17 protein-coding genes are annotated in these 18,331 nt (G+C 65.4%); 9 read left to right on the top strand and 8 right to left on the bottom strand.

Annotated elements, in window-relative coordinates; all coding sequences use genetic code 11:
* Positions 1–569: 569 nt before the first annotated feature.
* Positions 570–746: a hypothetical protein gene (locus tag ACOCMM_RS08105; RefSeq protein ID WP_419552668.1), complete on the bottom strand. Its 177-nt coding sequence runs from the start codon at positions 744–746 to the stop codon at positions 570–572.
* 54 nt (positions 747–800) lie between these two features.
* Here ACOCMM_RS08105 and ACOCMM_RS08100 point away from each other — a divergent pair, with 54 nt between their 5' ends.
* Positions 801–1,052, top strand: a complete 252-nt coding sequence (locus ACOCMM_RS08100) for a hypothetical protein (protein WP_419552667.1) — start codon at positions 801–803, stop codon at positions 1,050–1,052.
* 117 nt (positions 1,053–1,169) lie between these two features.
* On the opposite strand, the gene ACOCMM_RS08095 is transcribed toward ACOCMM_RS08100, so the two are convergent.
* Both ACOCMM_RS08095 and ACOCMM_RS08090 read right to left on the bottom strand, forming a co-directional pair.
* Positions 1,170–2,075, bottom strand: coding sequence for a NaeI family type II restriction endonuclease (locus ACOCMM_RS08095; RefSeq protein ID WP_419552666.1), 906 nt, complete (start codon positions 2,073–2,075; stop codon positions 1,170–1,172).
* Positions 2,076–2,107: 32 nt separating this feature from the next.
* On the bottom strand, positions 2,108–3,199 hold the full coding sequence (locus ACOCMM_RS08090) for a DNA cytosine methyltransferase (RefSeq protein ID WP_419552665.1): 1,092 nt from the start codon (positions 3,197–3,199) through the stop codon (positions 2,108–2,110).
* Between the two features lie 170 nt (positions 3,200–3,369).
* Here ACOCMM_RS08090 and ACOCMM_RS08085 point away from each other — a divergent pair, with 170 nt between their 5' ends.
* Positions 3,370–4,086, top strand: a complete 717-nt coding sequence (locus ACOCMM_RS08085; protein WP_419552664.1) for a hypothetical protein — start codon at positions 3,370–3,372, stop codon at positions 4,084–4,086.
* A gap of 83 nt (positions 4,087–4,169) precedes the next feature.
* Here the strand turns inward: ACOCMM_RS08085 and ald are convergent, their stop codons facing one another.
* Positions 4,170–5,282 (bottom strand): alanine dehydrogenase, encoded by a 1,113-nt coding sequence (ald, locus tag ACOCMM_RS08080; protein WP_419552663.1) that lies wholly within the window; start codon positions 5,280–5,282, stop codon positions 4,170–4,172.
* A 101-nt stretch (positions 5,283–5,383) separates the two neighbouring features.
* Between ald and ACOCMM_RS08075 the strand changes: the two genes are divergently transcribed.
* Positions 5,384–7,126, top strand: a complete 1,743-nt coding sequence (locus ACOCMM_RS08075) for an AMP-binding protein (RefSeq protein WP_419552662.1) — start codon at positions 5,384–5,386, stop codon at positions 7,124–7,126.
* 3 nt (positions 7,127–7,129) lie between these two features.
* Here the strand turns inward: ACOCMM_RS08075 and ACOCMM_RS08070 are convergent, their stop codons facing one another.
* Complete coding sequence (locus ACOCMM_RS08070; RefSeq protein ID WP_419552661.1) at positions 7,130–8,116, bottom strand: NADPH:quinone oxidoreductase family protein; 987 nt, start codon at positions 8,114–8,116, stop codon at positions 7,130–7,132.
* A 102-nt stretch (positions 8,117–8,218) separates the two neighbouring features.
* On the opposite strand from ACOCMM_RS08070, the gene ACOCMM_RS08065 reads away from it, so the two are divergent.
* Positions 8,219–9,232 (top strand): isopenicillin N synthase family dioxygenase, encoded by a 1,014-nt coding sequence (locus ACOCMM_RS08065; protein ID WP_419552660.1) that lies wholly within the window; start codon positions 8,219–8,221, stop codon positions 9,230–9,232.
* A gap of 13 nt (positions 9,233–9,245) precedes the next feature.
* Here the strand turns inward: ACOCMM_RS08065 and ACOCMM_RS08060 are convergent, their stop codons facing one another.
* Complete coding sequence (locus tag ACOCMM_RS08060; protein ID WP_419552659.1) at positions 9,246–11,696, bottom strand: CaiB/BaiF CoA transferase family protein; 2,451 nt, start codon at positions 11,694–11,696, stop codon at positions 9,246–9,248.
* Positions 11,697–11,758: 62 nt separating this feature from the next.
* Entirely contained in the window at positions 11,759–12,427 is a 669-nt protein-coding gene (locus ACOCMM_RS08055; RefSeq protein ID WP_419552658.1) for a hypothetical protein, read from the bottom strand.
* Between the two features lie 163 nt (positions 12,428–12,590).
* Here ACOCMM_RS08055 and ACOCMM_RS08050 point away from each other — a divergent pair, with 163 nt between their 5' ends.
* The 4 genes from ACOCMM_RS08050 (at position 12,591) to ACOCMM_RS08035 (ending at position 16,796) form a co-directional block, all read left to right on the top strand.
* Positions 12,591–14,033: an amidase gene (locus ACOCMM_RS08050; protein ID WP_419552657.1), complete on the top strand. Its 1,443-nt coding sequence runs from the start codon at positions 12,591–12,593 to the stop codon at positions 14,031–14,033.
* Between the two features lie 121 nt (positions 14,034–14,154).
* A complete protein-coding gene (locus ACOCMM_RS08045; protein WP_419552656.1) occupies positions 14,155–14,508 on the top strand; it encodes a hypothetical protein in 354 nt (117 codons plus the stop codon).
* Positions 14,509–14,580: 72 nt separating this feature from the next.
* Positions 14,581–15,621 (top strand): hypothetical protein, encoded by a 1,041-nt coding sequence (locus ACOCMM_RS08040; RefSeq protein ID WP_419552655.1) that lies wholly within the window; start codon positions 14,581–14,583, stop codon positions 15,619–15,621.
* 11 nt (positions 15,622–15,632) lie between these two features.
* Positions 15,633–16,796 carry a CaiB/BaiF CoA transferase family protein gene (locus ACOCMM_RS08035; protein ID WP_419552654.1) on the top strand — a complete coding sequence of 388 codons (1,164 nt, stop codon included), beginning with the start codon at positions 15,633–15,635 and terminating at the stop codon, positions 16,794–16,796.
* 51 nt (positions 16,797–16,847) lie between these two features.
* On the opposite strand, the gene ACOCMM_RS08030 is transcribed toward ACOCMM_RS08035, so the two are convergent.
* Positions 16,848–17,726, bottom strand: a complete 879-nt coding sequence (locus ACOCMM_RS08030) for an acyl-CoA thioesterase (RefSeq protein WP_419552653.1) — start codon at positions 17,724–17,726, stop codon at positions 16,848–16,850.
* A gap of 233 nt (positions 17,727–17,959) precedes the next feature.
* Between ACOCMM_RS08030 and ACOCMM_RS08025 the strand changes: the two genes are divergently transcribed.
* Positions 17,960–18,217, top strand: a complete 258-nt coding sequence (locus tag ACOCMM_RS08025) for a hypothetical protein (protein WP_419552652.1) — start codon at positions 17,960–17,962, stop codon at positions 18,215–18,217.
* Positions 18,218–18,331 lie beyond the last annotated feature (114 nt).

The raw sequence follows: 18,331 nt of genomic DNA, 5'->3' as shown, positions 1-18,331 counted from the left end.
CTACGAGCCGAGGACGGTAAGGGGTTGGTGTAGGGGATATCGAGATCAAGGCCACGAACGCTCCCAACGCCAGCGATGCTCGGCACCTTCTCTGGCTGCGCGATGAACTCGACCCCCAGTTCGTAGCTGGTGCCGTCCTCCACATCGGCAGTCGCAAGTACCGCCTAGCGGACAGAATCGAAGCGATCCCGATCTGCGCCCTGTGGACCTGACGCCTGCGGCGATCCGCTTACGGCCGCTGATCCAACACTGCGAGAGCGCGCGAGCAGCGGTCATGCCAACGCAACGTCACGGGACACACCCAACCCAGGACGTCCCTGATCGATTGGAGATCACTCCGCAGATCACGCCGATACGTCGGCTGATGATGAGCAATCCGGTTGCGCAGGAAGTGCAGCACCTCCATGCGCTGAGCTACCTCTTGCCGCACGCGCGCTGGATCCTGCCGACGAGGACATCGAGTTCGTGAGCCGACACATTCACCGCCGGGATGTTAGAGTCGGCAACGAAAACCCCGGAACCGTCAATGCTTCGGCAAACGGCCGGGGTTACGCCGTTTATGGCCGCATTCAGCACGCTCCTGCAGCTGAGCCTGCGATGCCGACACCGATGCCCGCCTGGAGGCAGCCGGCTGGACAACCGTGCGCATGTGGGAGCACGAAGAGCCCGACGAGGCCGCCGACCACATCGAACAACTCATCCGCACCCGAGCCCGCCGCCTCGCTGAATGAGCCCTTGCTGCTCACAGCCCTCCAATGAAATCGCTTGGCCTGTCCACCAGCGGTGAGTACGTTGAGCTCATGCCCCAGATTCGGGTTGATCTCTCTGATGACCTCTACGTCTCAGTCAAGGAGCACGGCCTGTCGCCCGCCGACCTGCTGCAGGCGGCCATCCAGGACGAGCTTCGTCGGCAGGAGTTGAGCGCAGAGACCGAGAAATATCTCGCTGAACTCATCGACGAGGTCGGAGAACCTTCTGAGGCTGCCATGGCGAAAGCCGAGGCACTCGTGGGTCGTATTCGTACAGGCGGCACTGGCGAGGCGGCAGGTTGACCGTTCTTGTCCTGGACTCGGGCGGATTGAGCCGCCTGAGCGAACAGAAACAGGAGAATGTGGCACTCATCGCAGTGCTGTCGCGCGACGGGTACTGGCCACCAAAGATGTCACGGGCTAGCGCTTCGGCAACTTCGGGGCAGGCACGACCGGGTCATCCTCTCCAGCGACTCGCCACATCGAACCTTCGATTTCCGCGGCGCCTGCATCACCGGGTTGCGCTGGACAAACGCGGACACTGACGAACTCGCTCGTGCCCGGCACGGGAACATTCAACGCCTCTGCAATGTCCTGATGAGTGCTGTAGTGCCCCGGGATGATGATGCCTTCCGGCTTGAGCGTTCCCCGAGCACCGCCGTTGTCCCGTACGCGTTTCATGTAGTCAACCTGCTGTGCCACAGTCGCAACGACCTCTCGGCGAATCGGCCGCCGTTGCACCAATTGGAAGAGCCGTCGGACTCGTTCGGCACCAGAGTCACTGCTCATGATCTGACTCACAATGTCCTCTGCGAGATGGAGAAGCGTGTTCTCAGCCAACTGCCCGTGCCGGAAGATCCAGCAAATCGCCTCGCGCCCAGCCGCATTCAGCGTCGTCTTCGAATCCCGGTTCCTTCCGTCGCTGAGCAGACCCGGGAGTGCCCGGACGACTCCCATCTTCCAAGCCGACTCGTCGTCACTTGCCCAAAGCACCATGCAAATCTCGTCATGGGCCTCTAGCGGAATCATCCACCCACCGATCCGTTGCGAGTATTTGCAGTCCACTTCCAAACCAGCGATGCTGAAATCCAACTCCTCGCCATCTGCGTATCCAAACTCGCGCTGCATATTGATCTCGACTAGCGTGCCGCAGTGGGTTTTTTCGGTCTTGTACAGCTGGTCCCAGCGGTACCGGCCGGTCCGGGCGCCGTCGTACAGCTGATCAAGCGTCTCACGCAGCACACGCGCAGTTCGGCTGCCGTCGCAATCCTTGCTGCGCAGAGCGGCCGCCACCGCAGTCAGATCGGAGTCTGGATCGTGTTCCACGCCGCGGGTCTAGTGACAGGGACCGTACGCCGTCAACCGGGGTGCAGTGCCTCGGCGATGTGCTGTGCGATCGCGCGCGCCATGAGCGGTGGTACTGCATTTCCGATCTGGCGTGCGATCTCGATCTTCGTGCCCTCGAAGATGAAGGTGTCGGGAAAACTCTGCAGCCGTGCGGCCTCACGATGTGTGATCGGGCGGTCAGCCTTGGGGTGGAGATACCGGCCCTTTTCGGGCTTGTAGAACTCAGTCCGGATCGTCTGGGCTGGCCGATCCCACCACAAGCGACCCATAACGTCTGTGGTGCCTGTTGGCTTGTTGGCCCAGCAGGGAGGCGTCAGGTCCGGGCGCCTGCGCTGGAGGTCGAATCGGTTGCCACCTTCAGGAATCGCCTGGTAGCGCTCCAACGAAGTTGGGCGCGGGTTGCGCCTGATGTGGAGATCTTGCAGGTCGCCGCGCATCATCGGTTGGTCCGTCGTCGGCGTCTCGGGCAGATCGCCGATGGCATCGCACACGGTCTGGACTGGTGGTTGGCCATGCATGACTGCACCGTGGGTAGCCGGTGGCGGCCATTCGACGCTCGGACCAAGTAGGCCCACGAGGATGCCTCGACGGCGCGTTTGGGGAACTCCATAGTCAGCTGCGTTGAGCACCCCGTATCCGAGTCCGTAGAGCCGCAAGAAGGAGTCCGACTCGAGGCGGCGAAGCAGCTCCTCGAACTCCGCCGACTTTTGGAACTGGGGCACGTTCTCGATCACGAACGCCAGGGGACGCACGACTGCGATCGCTTCCAAGCAGTGCTCCCAGAGCCCGTTGAGCTCGGCCCGAGAGGCAACGTCGCGATCACGACCGAGCGGTGAGAACCCTTGACAAGGCGGGCCAGCCAAGATGACATCGGCCCTCGGGTATGCCGCCGGGTCGAAGGCCTCGATGTCACCGTCGAACACCGTCACGCCGAAGTTCGTCTTGTATGTGCGCGCCGCCGCTGCGTCGTGCTCCACAGCGAGCACAGGCTCGTACGCGGCGGGGCCACCATCCCGCCCAGCCATCCCGAAACCGAGCGTGAGTCCCCCCGCGCCCGCAAATAGGTCGATCGATCGCAGCAGGCTGCGTTGCTTTCCGGCCACCGGTCCTCCTGCCTCCCGACGCTACTGAGCGCCGCACGTTCGCAAGGGGATCATGCCGAACAGGTGTTACACGCACACTTGGAGCAGGACGTCAACCGACTCACAAACGACTGAGAGCGAAGTTCCAAGGGAAGCGCGAATCTCCACGGCTTTCGGGAGATACTTGCCAAGTGACGTCCGATGCACAGATCCTCAAGTGGGCCGAAGGCCACATCGCACAACTGAAAAAGGACATGGTCTGGATGCCCCGCGGGCATGGCTACGGCGACTATTGGCAAGCTGCGGACCCAACGGCACAAGGCTCAATTCGCGCCCGTGCCGCGGCCGCACTCGATTTCTTGGAGCGCTTTGCGGGCTCAACATCGCGGTGGGCCCAAGCTGCCCATCAGGTCTACGAAAAAAATGGCGAGAACCAATCAATGGAAAGCGGCGCGCGTGCGATTGGCGACGTGATCCAAGAATGGTCCGATCTCGTCCGATCCGGCCAAATCAAGCCTGCGTTCGTCGATGCGCTAGGTCTTCGAGGCGTCGCATCTACAGATCTCATGGAACAAGTCCGTGCGCTCAATACTGACGCCACGGTGAACCCGGCAGCTTCGATCGTGCTCGCCGGAGCAGCGCTTGAGATAGTGCTGAGGTCAGCCGTCGAGCAACTAGGCCTTACGACGTCTAGGACTCCCGGCATCAGTGCATACGCCGAGGCCCTACGTGCTTCCGGCGTGCTCGGGCGCCAGGACCTCAAGGACATCGAGCAAATGGCAGGGCTACGCAACCTAGCCGCACACGGCAGGGTCGAAGATCTCAGCCGAGAACGGGCGGGAGTGCTTGAACAGCAAGTCAACATCTTCCTTAGGCGTCTCGAAGAGGCACTCGAAAGACACGGCTAGGTGCTCCAGAACGCACATACTGTGACTCCGGTGTGCAGTTGCGCTTCAGTAGCGACCCTCGTAGGCGCCTTTCGAAGAATCGCTCAGAGGCCGAGGGCGGTGAGAGGGTCGGTGTAGGGGATGTTGAGGGCGGCGGCCACGTTGGGCTCGGTGACGTGGCCTTTGTAGACGTTGAGGCCAGCACGGAGGTGGGGGTCGGTGCGCAGGGCGTCGAGGCCGTTCTCGGCAATGGCGAGCACCCTGGGCAGGGTGGCGTCGCTGAGCGCTCGGGTTGAGGTCACCGGCACGGCGCCGGGCATGTTCGCGACGCAGTAGTGCACGACACCGTCGCAGACGTAGGTCGGCTCGGCATGCGTCGTGGGTTTCGACGTCTCGAAGCAGCCACCCTGATCGATGGCGACATCCACGACCACTGAACCCGCTCGCATCTGGCGGATCATGTCGGCAGTGACGAGCTTGGGCGCCCGAGCGCCGGTCACCAGCACAGCGCCGATCACCAGGTCAGCGTTCAGCACCTCGGTCTCGACCGTTGCGCGGGTCGACGTGACCGTCACGACCGCAGCACCGAAACGCTGCTCGAGGTGGTCCAGCGCGGCGGGATCGATGTCGAGCACCTTCACGTCGGCACCCATGCCGATGGCGATCTCGGCTGCGTTCTCGCCGACGACTCCCCCGCCGATGATCACCACACGAGCCGGCGGCACGCCCGGCACGCCGCCGATCAGCAGGCCGATGCCGCCGTGCGCTGTTTCCAGCGCCCACGCGCCCGCCTGCACGGCGAGCCGGCCGGCGACCCGAGACATCGGTGCCAGCAACGGCAAGCCCCCACGCGAGTCGGTGACCGTCTCGTACGCGACGCAGGCCGCACCCGAGGCCACGAGATCGGCCGTCTGCTCTGGATCGGGCGCCAGGTGCAGGTAGGCGAACAGGATCTGACCGTCGCCGAGCCGCTTGCGTTCCGACGCCTGCGGTTCCTTCACCTTGACGACGAGTTCCGACTTCTCCCACACCTCGTCACAGGTGCCGATGCGTGCGCCCGCGGTTTCGTATTCGGCATCGGGGACTCGTATGCCCGCGCCAGCGCCGGACTCCACCTGCACCTGATGCTCGTGCAACACCAGCTCGCGCACAGCGTGGGGCGTCAGCCCAACCCGCTGTTCACCCGCCTTGAGTTCGCCGGGCAATCCGATCAGCATGCGGTCACCTCCCAAACAGGTGCCCAACCTCTGTACGCGCCCGGCAAGCAGGCGCCCCTCATTCGGGCTGAATTGCCCGGGCGAAGTCTACGATTCCGCTGATGGGCACCCGTGACCAGGGCACGAGTCGTGACGGCTGGACGTTGCCAGGGCTCGTTCGGGAAGCGGCGAGGGCACATGGCGCTCGCGAGTTTCTCTCATTCGAGGACGATCGCACGGTCAGCTTCGCCGAGCTTGACGAGCTGACTGACCGGTTGGCAACTGCGCTGGCCGACCTCGGCCTTGAGCCGGGCGATCGGCTGCTGGGCTTGCTCACCAACAGTGCCGAGTTCATGCTGCTGATGATCGCCACCCAGAAGCGGCGGGCGATCTTCGTCCCGGTCAACACCGACCTGCGCGGCGCATTCCTGGAGCACCAGGTGCGCAATTCCGAACCTCGGATCGTGGCGGTTGATCGCGGCCTGCTGGACCGATTCGCGTCGGTGGACACGTCGACGGTCGACATCGAAGCCGTTTTGCTTGTGGAGGACGAGGCCGCGGGCGCGCGCGATGCGGCCGTGAGCAAAGAGCACCCTCCTGCGCCGGCTGCGATTTCTGCTGAGTCCGTCGACGCCGACAGTCCAGCCAACAACCATGCCGCCGCTATCGACGTCCCGGACTCGCTCGCGTTCGCTGCCGTGCGGGGCGTGAGCGAACTGCTCGCCACTGCGGCCCGCGCTGACGCAGTGCTGGAAGCCAAGCCCAGCGACGTCTGCACGATCATGTACACATCGGGCACAACGGGTCCGGCCAAGGGTGTGCTCATGCCTCAGGCGCACTGCTACCTGTTCGGCCTCACCACGGCACAATCGCTGGAGATCACGCCCGAGGACCGTTTCTTCTGCTGCATGCCGATGTTCCACGCGAATGGGCTGTTCATGCAGATCTACGCATCGCTGCACGCCGGCGCCTCGGTGTACGTCACCAAGCGGTTCAGCGTGGCCCAGTGGCTCGACACCGTCATCGACAAGGGCATCACGCTGACGAACGCCCTCGGGGTCATGCCGGAGTTCATCTGGCGCAGTCCCCGAACCAAGCGCGACCGGGATCACCAACTGCGCGCAGTCATCGCCCTCCCGGTCGCCGACGAATGGGCTGCCGGGTTCGAGGAGCGCTTCGGTGTGCGCATCGCGCAGGGCTACGGGATGACCGAGGTTAACATGGTCGCCTTCACCAACCCCGCCGATCCGGTGATGTCCGGCTGCGCCGGTCCGCCTCTGGATGACTACTTCGAGGTGATCGTCGCCGACCCCGCGACCGATCTTCCGTTACCCGGCAACGAGATCGGCGAGATCCTCGTACGGCCCCGCGTGCCCTTCTGCTTCAACGTGGGCTACCACCAGATGCCCGACAAGACCGTCGCAGCGTGGCGCAACCTGTGGTTCCACACCGGCGACGCCGGCAAGCTCGACGACGCAGGCCGGCTGCACTTCGTGGACCGGCTCAACGACCGCATCCGCCGCCGCGGCGAGAACATCTCCAGCTACGAAGTGGAAACAGTCATCAACGAATACGAAGGCGTCGTCGAGAGTGCCGTGGTCGGGCTGCGTGTCGAAGGGGCCGGCGGCGAAGACGAGGTGCTCGCCGTGGTGGCGGTGGACGGACCACCCCCCGATCCAGTCGAATTCTTGGACTGGTGCGTGCCCCGGATGCCCCGCCACAGCGTCCCGCGCTACCTGCAGTTCGTCGCCGAGCTGGACAAGACCGCTTCAGGCAAGATCCGCAAGCAGGCAATCCGGGACACCGGCGTCACCGACGACCTCTGGGACCGCGAATCGGTCGGCTACACCGTGACCCGCGGCTGAGGCCTACAGGTCCGGGCGCAGCAGGACCCTGCCGGTGGTCTTGCGCCCGTGCAGCGCTTGCAGCCCGTCGAGCAGCCCTTCGAGCGGCAATACCTGGCTGACCAGCGGGTCCAGCCTGCCGTCTGCAACCTGGGGCCACAGCTCGTCGTAGCACTCCTCGAGCACCTCGTCCATGCGGCCCCGGTAGCCGCCCATGTGCACGCCGACCACCGAGTAGTTCTTCACCAGCAGGTGGTTGGCAGGCGCTTGGGGGATCGTGCCGCTGGCGAAGCCCACCACCAGCAGCCGGCCTTCCCATGCCACGAGGCGCCGCGCCACGTCGAAGTACTTGCCGCCGACCGGGTCATAGATGATGTCGCAGCCCCGGCCGCCAGTCGCATCCATCACCGACTGGTAGAGGTCGTCGTTGTCGTAGTCGATGACGGTGTCGGCGCCGAGCTCGCGGCAGGTCTGCACCTTCGCAGCGCCGCCCGCGGCGGCGATCACCGTGCATCCCGCAGCCTTGGCCATCTGCACAGCGGCCGAGCCGACGCCGCCAGCGGCCGCCAGCACCAGCACCGTCTCACCGGCTTGCATCTGCCCCCGCCGGTACAGCGAGAACCATGCCGTCCCATAGATGACATTGGCAGCACATGCCGCCGGAATCGAGACGTCGTCGGGCACGTGCCGTGCCGTTGCGCCCTTGATCAGCGCCTCGCTGGCATAACCGCCCCAGCCGGCGGTGCCAGAGCCAATCACCCGGTCGCCGACCTTCAGATCGCAATCGGGACCGACCTCGACCACCGTGCCCGAAGCTCCCATGCCGGGAGTGAACGGCGGATTCGAACGCACCTGGTAGGTGCCTTGGCAATGCAGGATGTCAGCGAAGTTCAGGTCGGTGGCCTCCACGGTGATGCGCGCCTGGCCGGGCCCTGGCTCGGGCGAGGGGTACTCGCCCAGCTCCAGCACGTCCCACGGGTAGCCCAACTCGTTCAGTCGCCATGCTCTCATGGGGCCGAACCGTACCAACGCCCAGTGACAACATTCCGAGACGTCGTTGCGGGACGCCGTTCCGACTGCCCGCGTACGCTCGTAGCACGACAAGGGGGCACCGTGGCGCTCACATCGCAGGATCGCGGAAGCACAACGCAATCGACCGGGTCCGCCGGGACGACTGGCGTCATTCCCGTCTTGAATCTCGCGCCGCTCAACGAGCCGGTGCCGGATCCAGCGGCCCAAGCTGCCCTCGCCGCCGAGCTGCGTGACGCGCTCACCGAGATGGGCTTCTTCTTCATCGTCAACCACGGCATACCCGCCACCACGATCGAGCTGATGTTCGACGAGGCCCGGCGGCTTCACGCGCTACCCCAGCCGGTGAAGGACTCGATCCCGATGGGCAAAGTGGTCGGCGGCTACCTCGGGATGGGCGGCGGCACATCGTATGCATCCGACATCGCGGGGCCCGTACGCAAGCCCAACCAGAACGAAGCGTTCTTCTGCCACCGCCACGGCTACCACACCCACAACCAGTACCCGCCGCTCGAGCACTTCGCCGAGCGCTGCGAGTCCTACATTGACCAGCTCATTGCCCTGGGCTCGCGGATGCTGCCGATCCTGGCGCTGTCGCTTGATCTGCCGCCGGACTACTTCGATCCCCACTTCGACGAGCCCAGCGTGTCGCTGCGCATGTCGCACTACCCGCCGATGGACTACGACGACAACGAGTGGGGCCTGGCACCCCACAGCGACAGCTCGGTGTTCACCTTCCTTCCTGCCAACGACGTGCCGGGGCTGGAAATCCGTCCCGCCGGCTACGACTGGATCTCGCCGCCCCAGATGCGCGGTTCCTACCTTGTCAACAGCGGCGACATGCTGAAGCGCTGGACGAACAACGCGTACCTGTCGACGGCACACCGCGCACGCAACCTGTCGGTCGGCGACCGCTACGCGGTGCCGTTCTTCTATGGCGCCCGGGACGATGCGGTTGTGGATCCTGTTCCCACGGCCGTCAGCTCGGAGCGTCCGGCGCGCCACGAGCCGATCACCTACGGCGACTACCAGCGTTGGTTCCTGAACCGGAACTACGCGAACGTCACCGGCGAGAAGGTCGGCAAGGCGCCGAGCTAGCCAGCTCGGCGGTCTACTCGAGCACGCCAGCGACGGCCAACTCGGTAATCCGGTCGGCGTCGTAGCCGAGCAGCTGTTCGAGCACCTCGAAGGTGTGCTCGCCGTAGGTCGGGCCGCCATGGCTGATGCCGTCGGAGCTGCGTGACATCGCGAAGCGGGTGCCTTCCACCCACATCGTGCCGTTCGTACCGTGGGCGACGTTGCGGAAGTGGTTTCGGTGCGCAAGCTGCGGATCGCCAGTCATGATCTCGGAGTTCGCAATCGCATGCGCCGGAACGCCAGCCGCCTGCAGCTCGTCGTGTGCCTCGACGCCGTCTCGCTGCGACGTCCACGCCGTGATCAGCCCAGCGATCTCATCAGCCCGCTCGCGCCGCTCGTCAACGCCGAGTCCGGCAAGTCCGTCAGCACCGATGACTCCGCACAGCGCTCGCCACTGGTCGTCGTTCTCGCAGGCCACCGCAATCCAGCAGTCCTCGCCGGCCGAGGCAAACACGGCGTGCGGCGACATGGCGGGATGGTCGTTGCCGAGCTTGTCGGGCAGGTGCGCATTCACGTTGTAGTCGAGCACCGCCGGGGCGAGGAACGTCATCGACGCTTCCGCCTGGGACAGATCGATGTACTGGCCTTCGCCCGTGCGGTCGCGGTGGTCCAGCGCGGCCAGCAAGGCAGCGCTCAGGAACTTCGGCGACACGTAGTCGGTGTAGGCGCCGAACACGCCCGCCGGGTCTCGGTCGGGCCAGCCGGTCATCTCGTAGAAGCCAGACATCGACGCCCCCATCGTGCCGAAACCGGCCAACGACGACAGCGGGCCGCTCTGGCCGAACAGGCAGCTCGACGCCATGATGATGTCGGGCTTGACGGCACGCAGGTCGTCATAGGACAGGCCAAGATCCTGCAGGGCATGGGGTGAGAACGACTCGCACACCACGTCGGCCCAACGCACGAGATCCAGGATCAGGTCGCGGCTCTCGGGCTTGGAGATGTCGATGGTGATACCGAGCTTGCCGGCGTTCATGTTCTGGTAGAGGCCGCCGTTGTCAACGCCGGCCTCGTCGTTCAGGAACGGCTGGATGGTCCGGGCCGCTTCGACCTTGTGGGACGACTCGACACGCACCACGGTTGCGCCCCAGTCGGCCAGAACCCGTGTCGATCCCGGACCGGCCATGACCCACATGAAGTCCAGGATCTTGACGTCAGCGAGCGGGAGCGACGGGTCTCGGTGACTCGCATTGGCCGCAGCCACCAGCGCATCGGACACCGGGACCGCTGCTGCAGCGCTCGCCTCTGCGAGAACCTCGTCGGTGTGCTCGCCCACCGATGGCGGGGGCGTCGAGATGTCCAGCGGGGTGGCGCTGAACTGTGCCAACGGACCTGGATAGCGCACCGATTCGATGCTTCCGGTGGGAATGTCCCGCCAGAAGTCCCGCTCGGTGAACTGGGGCGACTCGACCACATCTGCGACCGTGGTGACGGGCACGATGAGCAGCCGCTTCTCCAGCGCCACCTCCAACAGATCGGCCTTGGTGCGAGTGGCGGTGAAGTCCGCCGCGACCTGCTGGATGCGCTCGTACTCCGTGGGCGGAATGCGGCCGGTGATCACGCCCTCCACGAAGTGGATCCAGTCGATCTCGAGGTCGCTGTCGGCGCAGCCGCCCAGGGTGTGCATCCATTCGAACAGGCGGGCTCCAAAGGGGCCGATGGACTCGCCGAACAGGATGGTCGCCGAGACATAGCCGTCAGCGGCGGGCGAGCGCAGCCGCACCCGGAACGGCCCGAGCCGTGCCCCGCCGCTCATGCGCAACAATTCCGGCGAGTTGTAGAGGTGACACAACGTGGCGGACTGGGTGGCCTGGGTCACTGCCTGCTGGGCGCTCACATCGATGTGCTGGCCCTGACCAGTGCGTTTGCGATCCCGGAGCGCGATCAGCGCGGCGACAGCAGCCTCCGCAGATGCGTGCAGGAAGCACTGATCGAGCGGGATGCGCAACGGCGGCCGATCCTCGTCGCCCATGACGTTGGACAACATGCCGGCAGCCGAGATGATCAAGTCCGTGGCTGCCCAGCCCGCCTTGGGTCCGGTTTGGCCGAACGGCGTGATGGACGTGTACACCAGTCCCGGATTGACCGCTGCGAGATCGTCCGGTCCGAGGCCCCTCTCCGACATGGCGCCGGGATCATCGGACTCGATCAGCACGTCAGCGCTCGCGGCCATGTCGCGCAGCCGCTGCTGATCCTGCGAGTCATCGAGATCCAGCACCACGCTGCGCTTGCCGCGGTTGTAGGACCAGAACCACAGCGAGGCTTCGGGGTCGCCTTCTCGCCCGGCGACGAACGGCCCGACGGTGCGCGAGGCGGATCCGCCCGGTGGCTCCACCAGGATCACATCCGCGCCGAGATCGGCCAGCAGCGCTCCGGTCATCTGACCTCGATGATCCGACAGGTCCAGTACTCGACAGCCCAGCACGGTGATTCCTTTCGCCGAGGTGGTTGCGCGCAGAACCTAGTGCGCCTGTGTGAGGGCTCCGATCAGCGTTCCAGGACCGGCTGGGCCTCGACGACTCGCAGCATGACCGGGGTGGGGATCACGATGGGCCCGACGGTGCCAGCGAGCCCGGTATTGGATGTCCATCGGACCGTCCAGACCGACTGCACCGCTCCTGCGAAGCGACCGGATCGCCGCGCTGTAGACGCCCGCTGGAAGATGTGGCTGCAGGGCGAGCGAGTGCCCGGCACGAGCCACCGCAGCCCCGGCCCTGGGCAGGAAACGAGCGGCGAGCCATCCCCGGGAACCAATTGCAAGGCCACTGGCGTTGCGACAAGGGTGACCACCACGCTCCCGGCCGCGACGATGCGCACGATGGGTCGCCAGCTTGCCGCCGGTACCCAGAACCAGGTGTCGACTCCGGCGAGCGTGCGAACGCGCCGCGCCGGCGGCGCGAACCGCGGCACGGGTCGTGGGAACGACAGTGACGACAGTGCTCGGTTGGCAGCGACGCCCACCCTCCGAGCGCGATGGTCCGGATCCCGGCTGGACACCTCGATGTGCACGCCCTCCAATGCCGGGTCCCGTGCTGGCGGCCGGTCGGGCAGTCCAGAACTGCCGCCAGCGAGCGTGAGCGCCGGACCGGCCGCCTCCGCCGGCAGCGCAGCGAGGCTGACGGAACACAGACATGCCAGCAACATGATGAATTTCATGGGGTTTCGCACCAACACACTGTCGCGATGACCGCCCCGTCAAGCAAGCGATTTTCGCACTGTCGGCGCAGGCGGGCGGCGGGAAGAGGCGGCGAACTAGGTTGCCAGCACTGTTCGTTACGAACTTCTCACTACGAACTCGTCGGACCAGGAGGACCTGCAGATGGCCGCAGACGATTTCGCGTACACCACCACGACCGAGACTGCGGCCGCCATCGCTGCTGGCGACGTCTCCTCCCGAGAACTGCTCGAAGCCGCGCTCGCACGGGTCGACCGTCTCGACGGTCCCATCAATGCGGTCGTCGCCCTCGATGCCGAGCGCGCTCTAGCTGCCGCCGACGCCGCAGACGCGGCAGTGGCGCGGGGCGACGAACTGGGTCCGCTGCATGGTGTGTCCATCACCATCAAGGACTCGTTCCAGACCGAGGGGCTCGTCACCACGTCGGGTGCCCCGGCGCTGGCCGAATTCGTGCCCGAACGCGACGCCGACCCCGTCGCCCGCTACAAGGCGGCTGGGGCGATCGTGTTCGCCAAGACCAACCTGCCGCTGTTCGCCGGCGACGCCCAGTCCTACAACGAGGTCTACGGCACCACCGCCAACCCGTACAACATCGAGCACACCCCCGGCGGATCCTCGGGCGGGTCAGGCGCCGCGCTGGCCGCTGGCTATACGCCGCTGGAGCTTGGCTCCGACATTGGCGGCTCTATCCGTATTCCGTCGCACTGGTCTGGTGTCAGCGGTCACAAGCCGAGCTACGGCGTCGTCTCGGCGCTCGGTCAGATTCCTGGCATGCCGGGGACGCTCAGCCAGGCCGACATTGCCGTGGCTGGCCCGATGGCTCGCGACGTCGACGACCTCGAGATGGCGCTCGACGTGCTCGCCGGACCCGATGCCTGGAACTCCAAGGCCTACTCGCTGGATCTGCCACCTGCCCGCCACAGCGACATCTCCGACTTCCGGGTGGCGGTATGGCTAGATGAGGAGTCATGCCCGATCGACACCCAGTACCGCGAGCTGCTGTTGGGAGCCGCCGGTGCCTTGGAGCAGGCGGGCGCCCGGGTTGACACCCATGCTCGCCCGGCATTCACTTACGACAAGGCAGTCGACACCTTCCTGCACCTGCTCTCGGCCGCCGAAGCCGGTACGTGGACGCTTGCGCAGTTGGAAGAGATCGCCTCGTCGAATGACGAGCCTCAGGGCGATCTGGGCATCTGGTACGCCGCGATGCGGCATCGGGAGTGGCTGAGCTGGCACGAGCGCCGGCTGCAGCAGCGTCGGCGCTGGGAGGACTTCTTCACCAATTGGGACGTGGTTCTGCTGCCAGTGACCCCGACCGCTGCGGTCCGCCACGATCACAGCCGTCCGGCCACCAATCGCCGGATCACCGTGAATGGCGAGACCCGGCCTTACTTCGACATCATCAAGTGGATGGGCCTGACCGGTGTGTCCTGGCTGCCTGCAACCGTGGTGCCCGTCGGCATGGTTGGGGACCTGCCGGTCGGCGTCCAGATCGCCGGACCATTCCTGGAGGACCGCACGACACTGGCGATCGGCCGTTTCTTGCAGGAGGCACTCGACGGCTTCCAACGGCCTGCCGGCTTCTGAGCAACGCTGGGGCGCTCCCGTGCCGAGATCGCCGAGCTCCGCGACAAGGTCATCGTCGCCTGAACGCTGCAGAGCGGAAAATACGCTTGGTGCCGGTGGCGCACCGCAGTACGGTGATGTCGTGGCCGATGACGAATTCCCCGATGCGCTCCCGCCGGTGGGCGAGGCGCTCGACGCAGCGTTCGGAGTCCAGCGCGCGGCCCTGCGACGCGTCGAGACATCGCAGCGCGAGCTCCAAGCATCGGTAGGCGAACTCGAGACATCGCAGCGCGAACTCCAAGCATCGGTAGGCGAACTCGAGACATCGCAGCGCGAACTCCAAGCATCGGTAGGCGAAGTCGAGACATCGCAGCGCGAGCTCCAAGCATCGGTAGGCGAAGTCCAGGCATCACAGCGCGAGACGGCCGAGACGCTGGCCGGCCACTCCGAGCTGTTGCTGGGCATCGCCGAGAAGGTGGGCAAGCTCAGCGCGTGACGATGTCGCTGACCCGTCGCGGTCACGCATCGCCGAGATTCTCAAAGGCGGGCGAGGGCTTCTTGGACGGCGGTGGCCAAGCTGTTCGACTTCCTCAGCCCCAGCGAGTTCGCGGCCGGCCACAGCTTCTTCGAGGCGCCGCCGGACACGCATCTGGCGCCTGACACCTCCTACGTGCTGGTGTGGCGCCACCTCGGCGGCACCGCGCACCGGCTGGCGAAGACCTCCAGCAACAGCGAGGACTCGGGCGCGGTGTCGGGCGCCAGCTTGGCGGACGCGCCCTACCGGGGCGCCGACGTTGACAACCTGGCCGCGGACCCCGACGGCGATGCGTTGGAGTTGGCGGTGTACACCGTGGTCAACGACAATGCCCCCTTCGTGGCCCGCGGTGTCCCGGTGACCACGAGCTGGCTGCACGTCCCCGACGGTGCCGAGGTGGGAGACCAGTTCAGGCTGGTATTCGTCACACAACGCTCAACGCTGCCCACATCGGGGGACATAGAGGACTACAACGCGTTTGTGCAAAAGGAAGCTGCGGGGACCCTTGTGCGGGGCGAAACAGTCGCCGTGCCGTACACCGATCCGGTCATCCGCAGGGTCGCTTCGCAGTTCACAGCGGTGATGTGCACTGCTGAGGTCGACGCGGTGACCAACACCAAGATCGTCGAAGCGGGCGCCCCAGGCGTGCCGGTCCACTGGCTCGACGGCGGCTGGGACGACCATCCCACCCTCATCGTGAAGCAGTACGCCGACTTCTACGGCGACGCGTGGGAGAACACCACCTACGGCGCGTATGCCACCGGGAACTCCGCCCATTTCGAGAAGAATGCGATGGTGTGGACCGGATGCGATTCTGAAGGGGACGCGGACCCGCTGTTCCCCATGGGCAGCAGCATGGGGATGGTGGCCGCGGGCTCGCCGAGGAACTATGACAGCCTGCTGAATAGGCATCCGCTCATCGTGAACGGGAATGAGCAAGAGCGAGAGCGAGAGTCGAATTCCAACTTTGGTCCTGTCGGCGCCGTCGATCTCGATGAGGGGCGTTTGACCGGCAACGACACTGAGTTCAGGCCGATCTACGCCATCTCGCCGATCTTCACCGTCGTCCGCTAGAGGAGACACCGATGGGTACAGGACCGCTCGACGGCATCACTGTTGTGGACGTGTCGAGCGCCGTCGCGGGCGCGTGGGTGTCGACGCAGCTCGCCGAGATGGGTGCCGAGGTGGTGTTGATCGAGAAGGTGGGCGCTTCCGACGTGATGCGCCTGACCGGTGCAATCGTCGGCGACCAATCGGGCTGCTGGGTCCAGATGCACCGCAACAAGCGCGGCATGGATCTCGACATCCGCGACGAGCGTGGCCGCGAGATACTGCTGCAGCTCGTCGAGGGTGCCGACGTGTTTATCCAGAACTTTCGACCCGGAGTGGCCGAACGCCTGCGCATCGGGTACGACGATCTCAGCGCAATCAACCCCGATCTCGTGTACTTGTCGGTGTCGGGTTTCGGTCCCGACGGGCCCTATGCGCACCAACCGGTGTATGACCCGATCATCCAATCGTTGTCGGGCATGACCGAGGCGCAGGGCGGCGATTTCGTCAAATCTGCTACTGCAGACAAGACCACGGCAATGACGGGGGCCAACGCTGTCCTCGGGGCCTTGCTGGCCCGGTCGAACGGCGCTGGCGGCCAGCACGTCGAAGTCAACCTGCTGGATTCGACGCTGTCGTGGATGTGGCTCGACTATTTCTGGAATGAGTCGGTGCCCGAGGCCCCGCCAACGCCCACCTACAGCGAGTGGTACAGCCCATGGCAGACGATCGACGGCTGGGTGGGCGCCATCTGGCCCTCCGACGAGCAGTACGCGCGCGTGTGCGGGAAGCTGGGGGTGCCGCATCTGGCCGACGATCCTCGCTTCGCCACTCGCGAGGCCCGGATACGACACTCAAATGAACACCAACAGGAATTCGCCAAGCTGCTCGGCGAGTTCACCACAGCCGACGCACTCAAGGCGTTATCCGAAGCCGACGTTCCCTGCGCGCCCGTGCTGAGTATCACCGAAGTGTTCAATGACCCTCAGGTGAAGCACAACGAAACGGTGCTCACTCACCGTCATCCCGTCGTGGGCCAGGTCCACACGGCTCGCTTTCCGGCTCGGTTCAGCAAGACGCCGACACAACTGGAGCGCATGGCACCGGACAAAGGCGAGCACACCGATGAGGTGCTGACCGAACTGGGCCGCTCCCCCGCCGACATCGCCGAACTCCGCAACGAGGGCATCGTCGCCTGAGCCTGCCCGCCGCTGACCGCGCTGCATTCGAGCTGTCAGGCCAGCTGGCCTTCACAGACGGGCGAGGGCCTCCTGAACGGCGGTGGCTACGAGGCGGCCGTCCTGCCAGAAGCGGGCCTCGGCGGTGCCGCGGTTGCCGCCCGCCATCAGCGGTCGCTGCTCGCAGTAGATCCACTCGTCGGCACGAGCCGGGGCGTGGAACCACATGGCGTGATCCAGGCTGACCACCTGCACGCCGTCGTCCAGCCAAGTGACGCCGTAGGGCACGATCACGTTGTCGGCGAGGCAGTCGTCGCTCATGTAGGCGATCACCGCTTCGTGAATGGCGGGGTCGTCGGGCAGTCGGCGGGGAGCTCGGAACCAGTAGTCGATTCCGCCGCGTGGCGACGGTCCCGTCGGCGCCCATGGGGCGTATGCGAGCCGGTATTCCACGGGCCGGGTCATGTACGACCACTGCTCGCCAAATATCGGTCCCACCTCGGCGATGCACTCCTGGTAGGTCGGCAGGGATTCCGGTGGCGCCACGTCGGATGGCATCGGGCACTCGATGTCGACGGGGCCCTCCTCGGGCACATGGAAGGTCGCCATGAGTTCGAAGATCAGCCGGTCGAACTGGTGCGCCTTCGCCCGTCGCGTGCAGAACGCCCGCCCGTCGCGCACCCGGTCGACGGTGTAGTCCACGTCCGCCATGCCGTCGCCGCCCCGCAGGAACACGGCATGTACCGAGTTCATCAACCGTCCTTCGTCGACGGTGCGCTGTGCCGCCACGACCGCCTGCGCGAGCACATGGCCGCCGTACAGGCCGAAATCGTCGAAGCCCGAGCCCTTGCCACGAAAGGCATCCGATTCGGAATCGACACGCTGCAGGTCCAGCACGTCGAGCAGCTCGTCCAAGGCCACTGTGATATCTGAGACGGGGTTGTCTTTCACGGCCTAGTTGGTTAGCAGATTCCTTGGGCGCAAAACTGACCCGAGAAGGCGAGGGCGAGCCGACGAAGGCGATTGCCACACCGCCCAGTCCGAAGATGGCTGTGGCTGCGTCGATGTCAACAGACCACCCGTTGCGCATGAGCGAATCTGCCTCTGCCGTCAGCTTGCAGATTTTCAACTATTTTCAATAAATGTCACAGGCCTTGCCGGAACGAGTTTGATACGGTGACCACATGACGGCTGCGGCGCTCGCACAGATCGCCACCATGGTGCTCGCCGCACTAGCAATCGTGTGGCACCAACAGCGCAGCACCGACAAGGTTCGTGCTGAGGTCGGCGCCGTGCGCATAGAGGTCGCTCTCAATGGGCAGCGACTCGCGCGCATCGAGGGCTATCTGGGGATCGGCATGCCCGCAGATGCTGCGGCCGGGGCCGCCGGTTCGGCAGGTTTGCCGCCGTCTCACGCCGCGGAGTCTTCAACTGATCCATAGTGATCTGGAGTGCCTCGCCATCGGAGAGGAGGCACTCCACGCACATACCCCATCTGTGCGAGCGATCCCAACGAACTTCATCGAAACCGCTACTAATCTCTCCGGACCCCGGCA

It is taken from the genome of Candidatus Poriferisodalis sp. (genome assembly GCF_965198245.1).
In the GTDB taxonomy this organism is placed as follows: Bacteria; Actinomycetota; Acidimicrobiia; order Acidimicrobiales; family Poriferisodalaceae; genus Poriferisodalis.
Note: the sequence above shows the minus strand (reverse complement) of the source record. Positions and strands in the feature narration are given on the sequence as shown.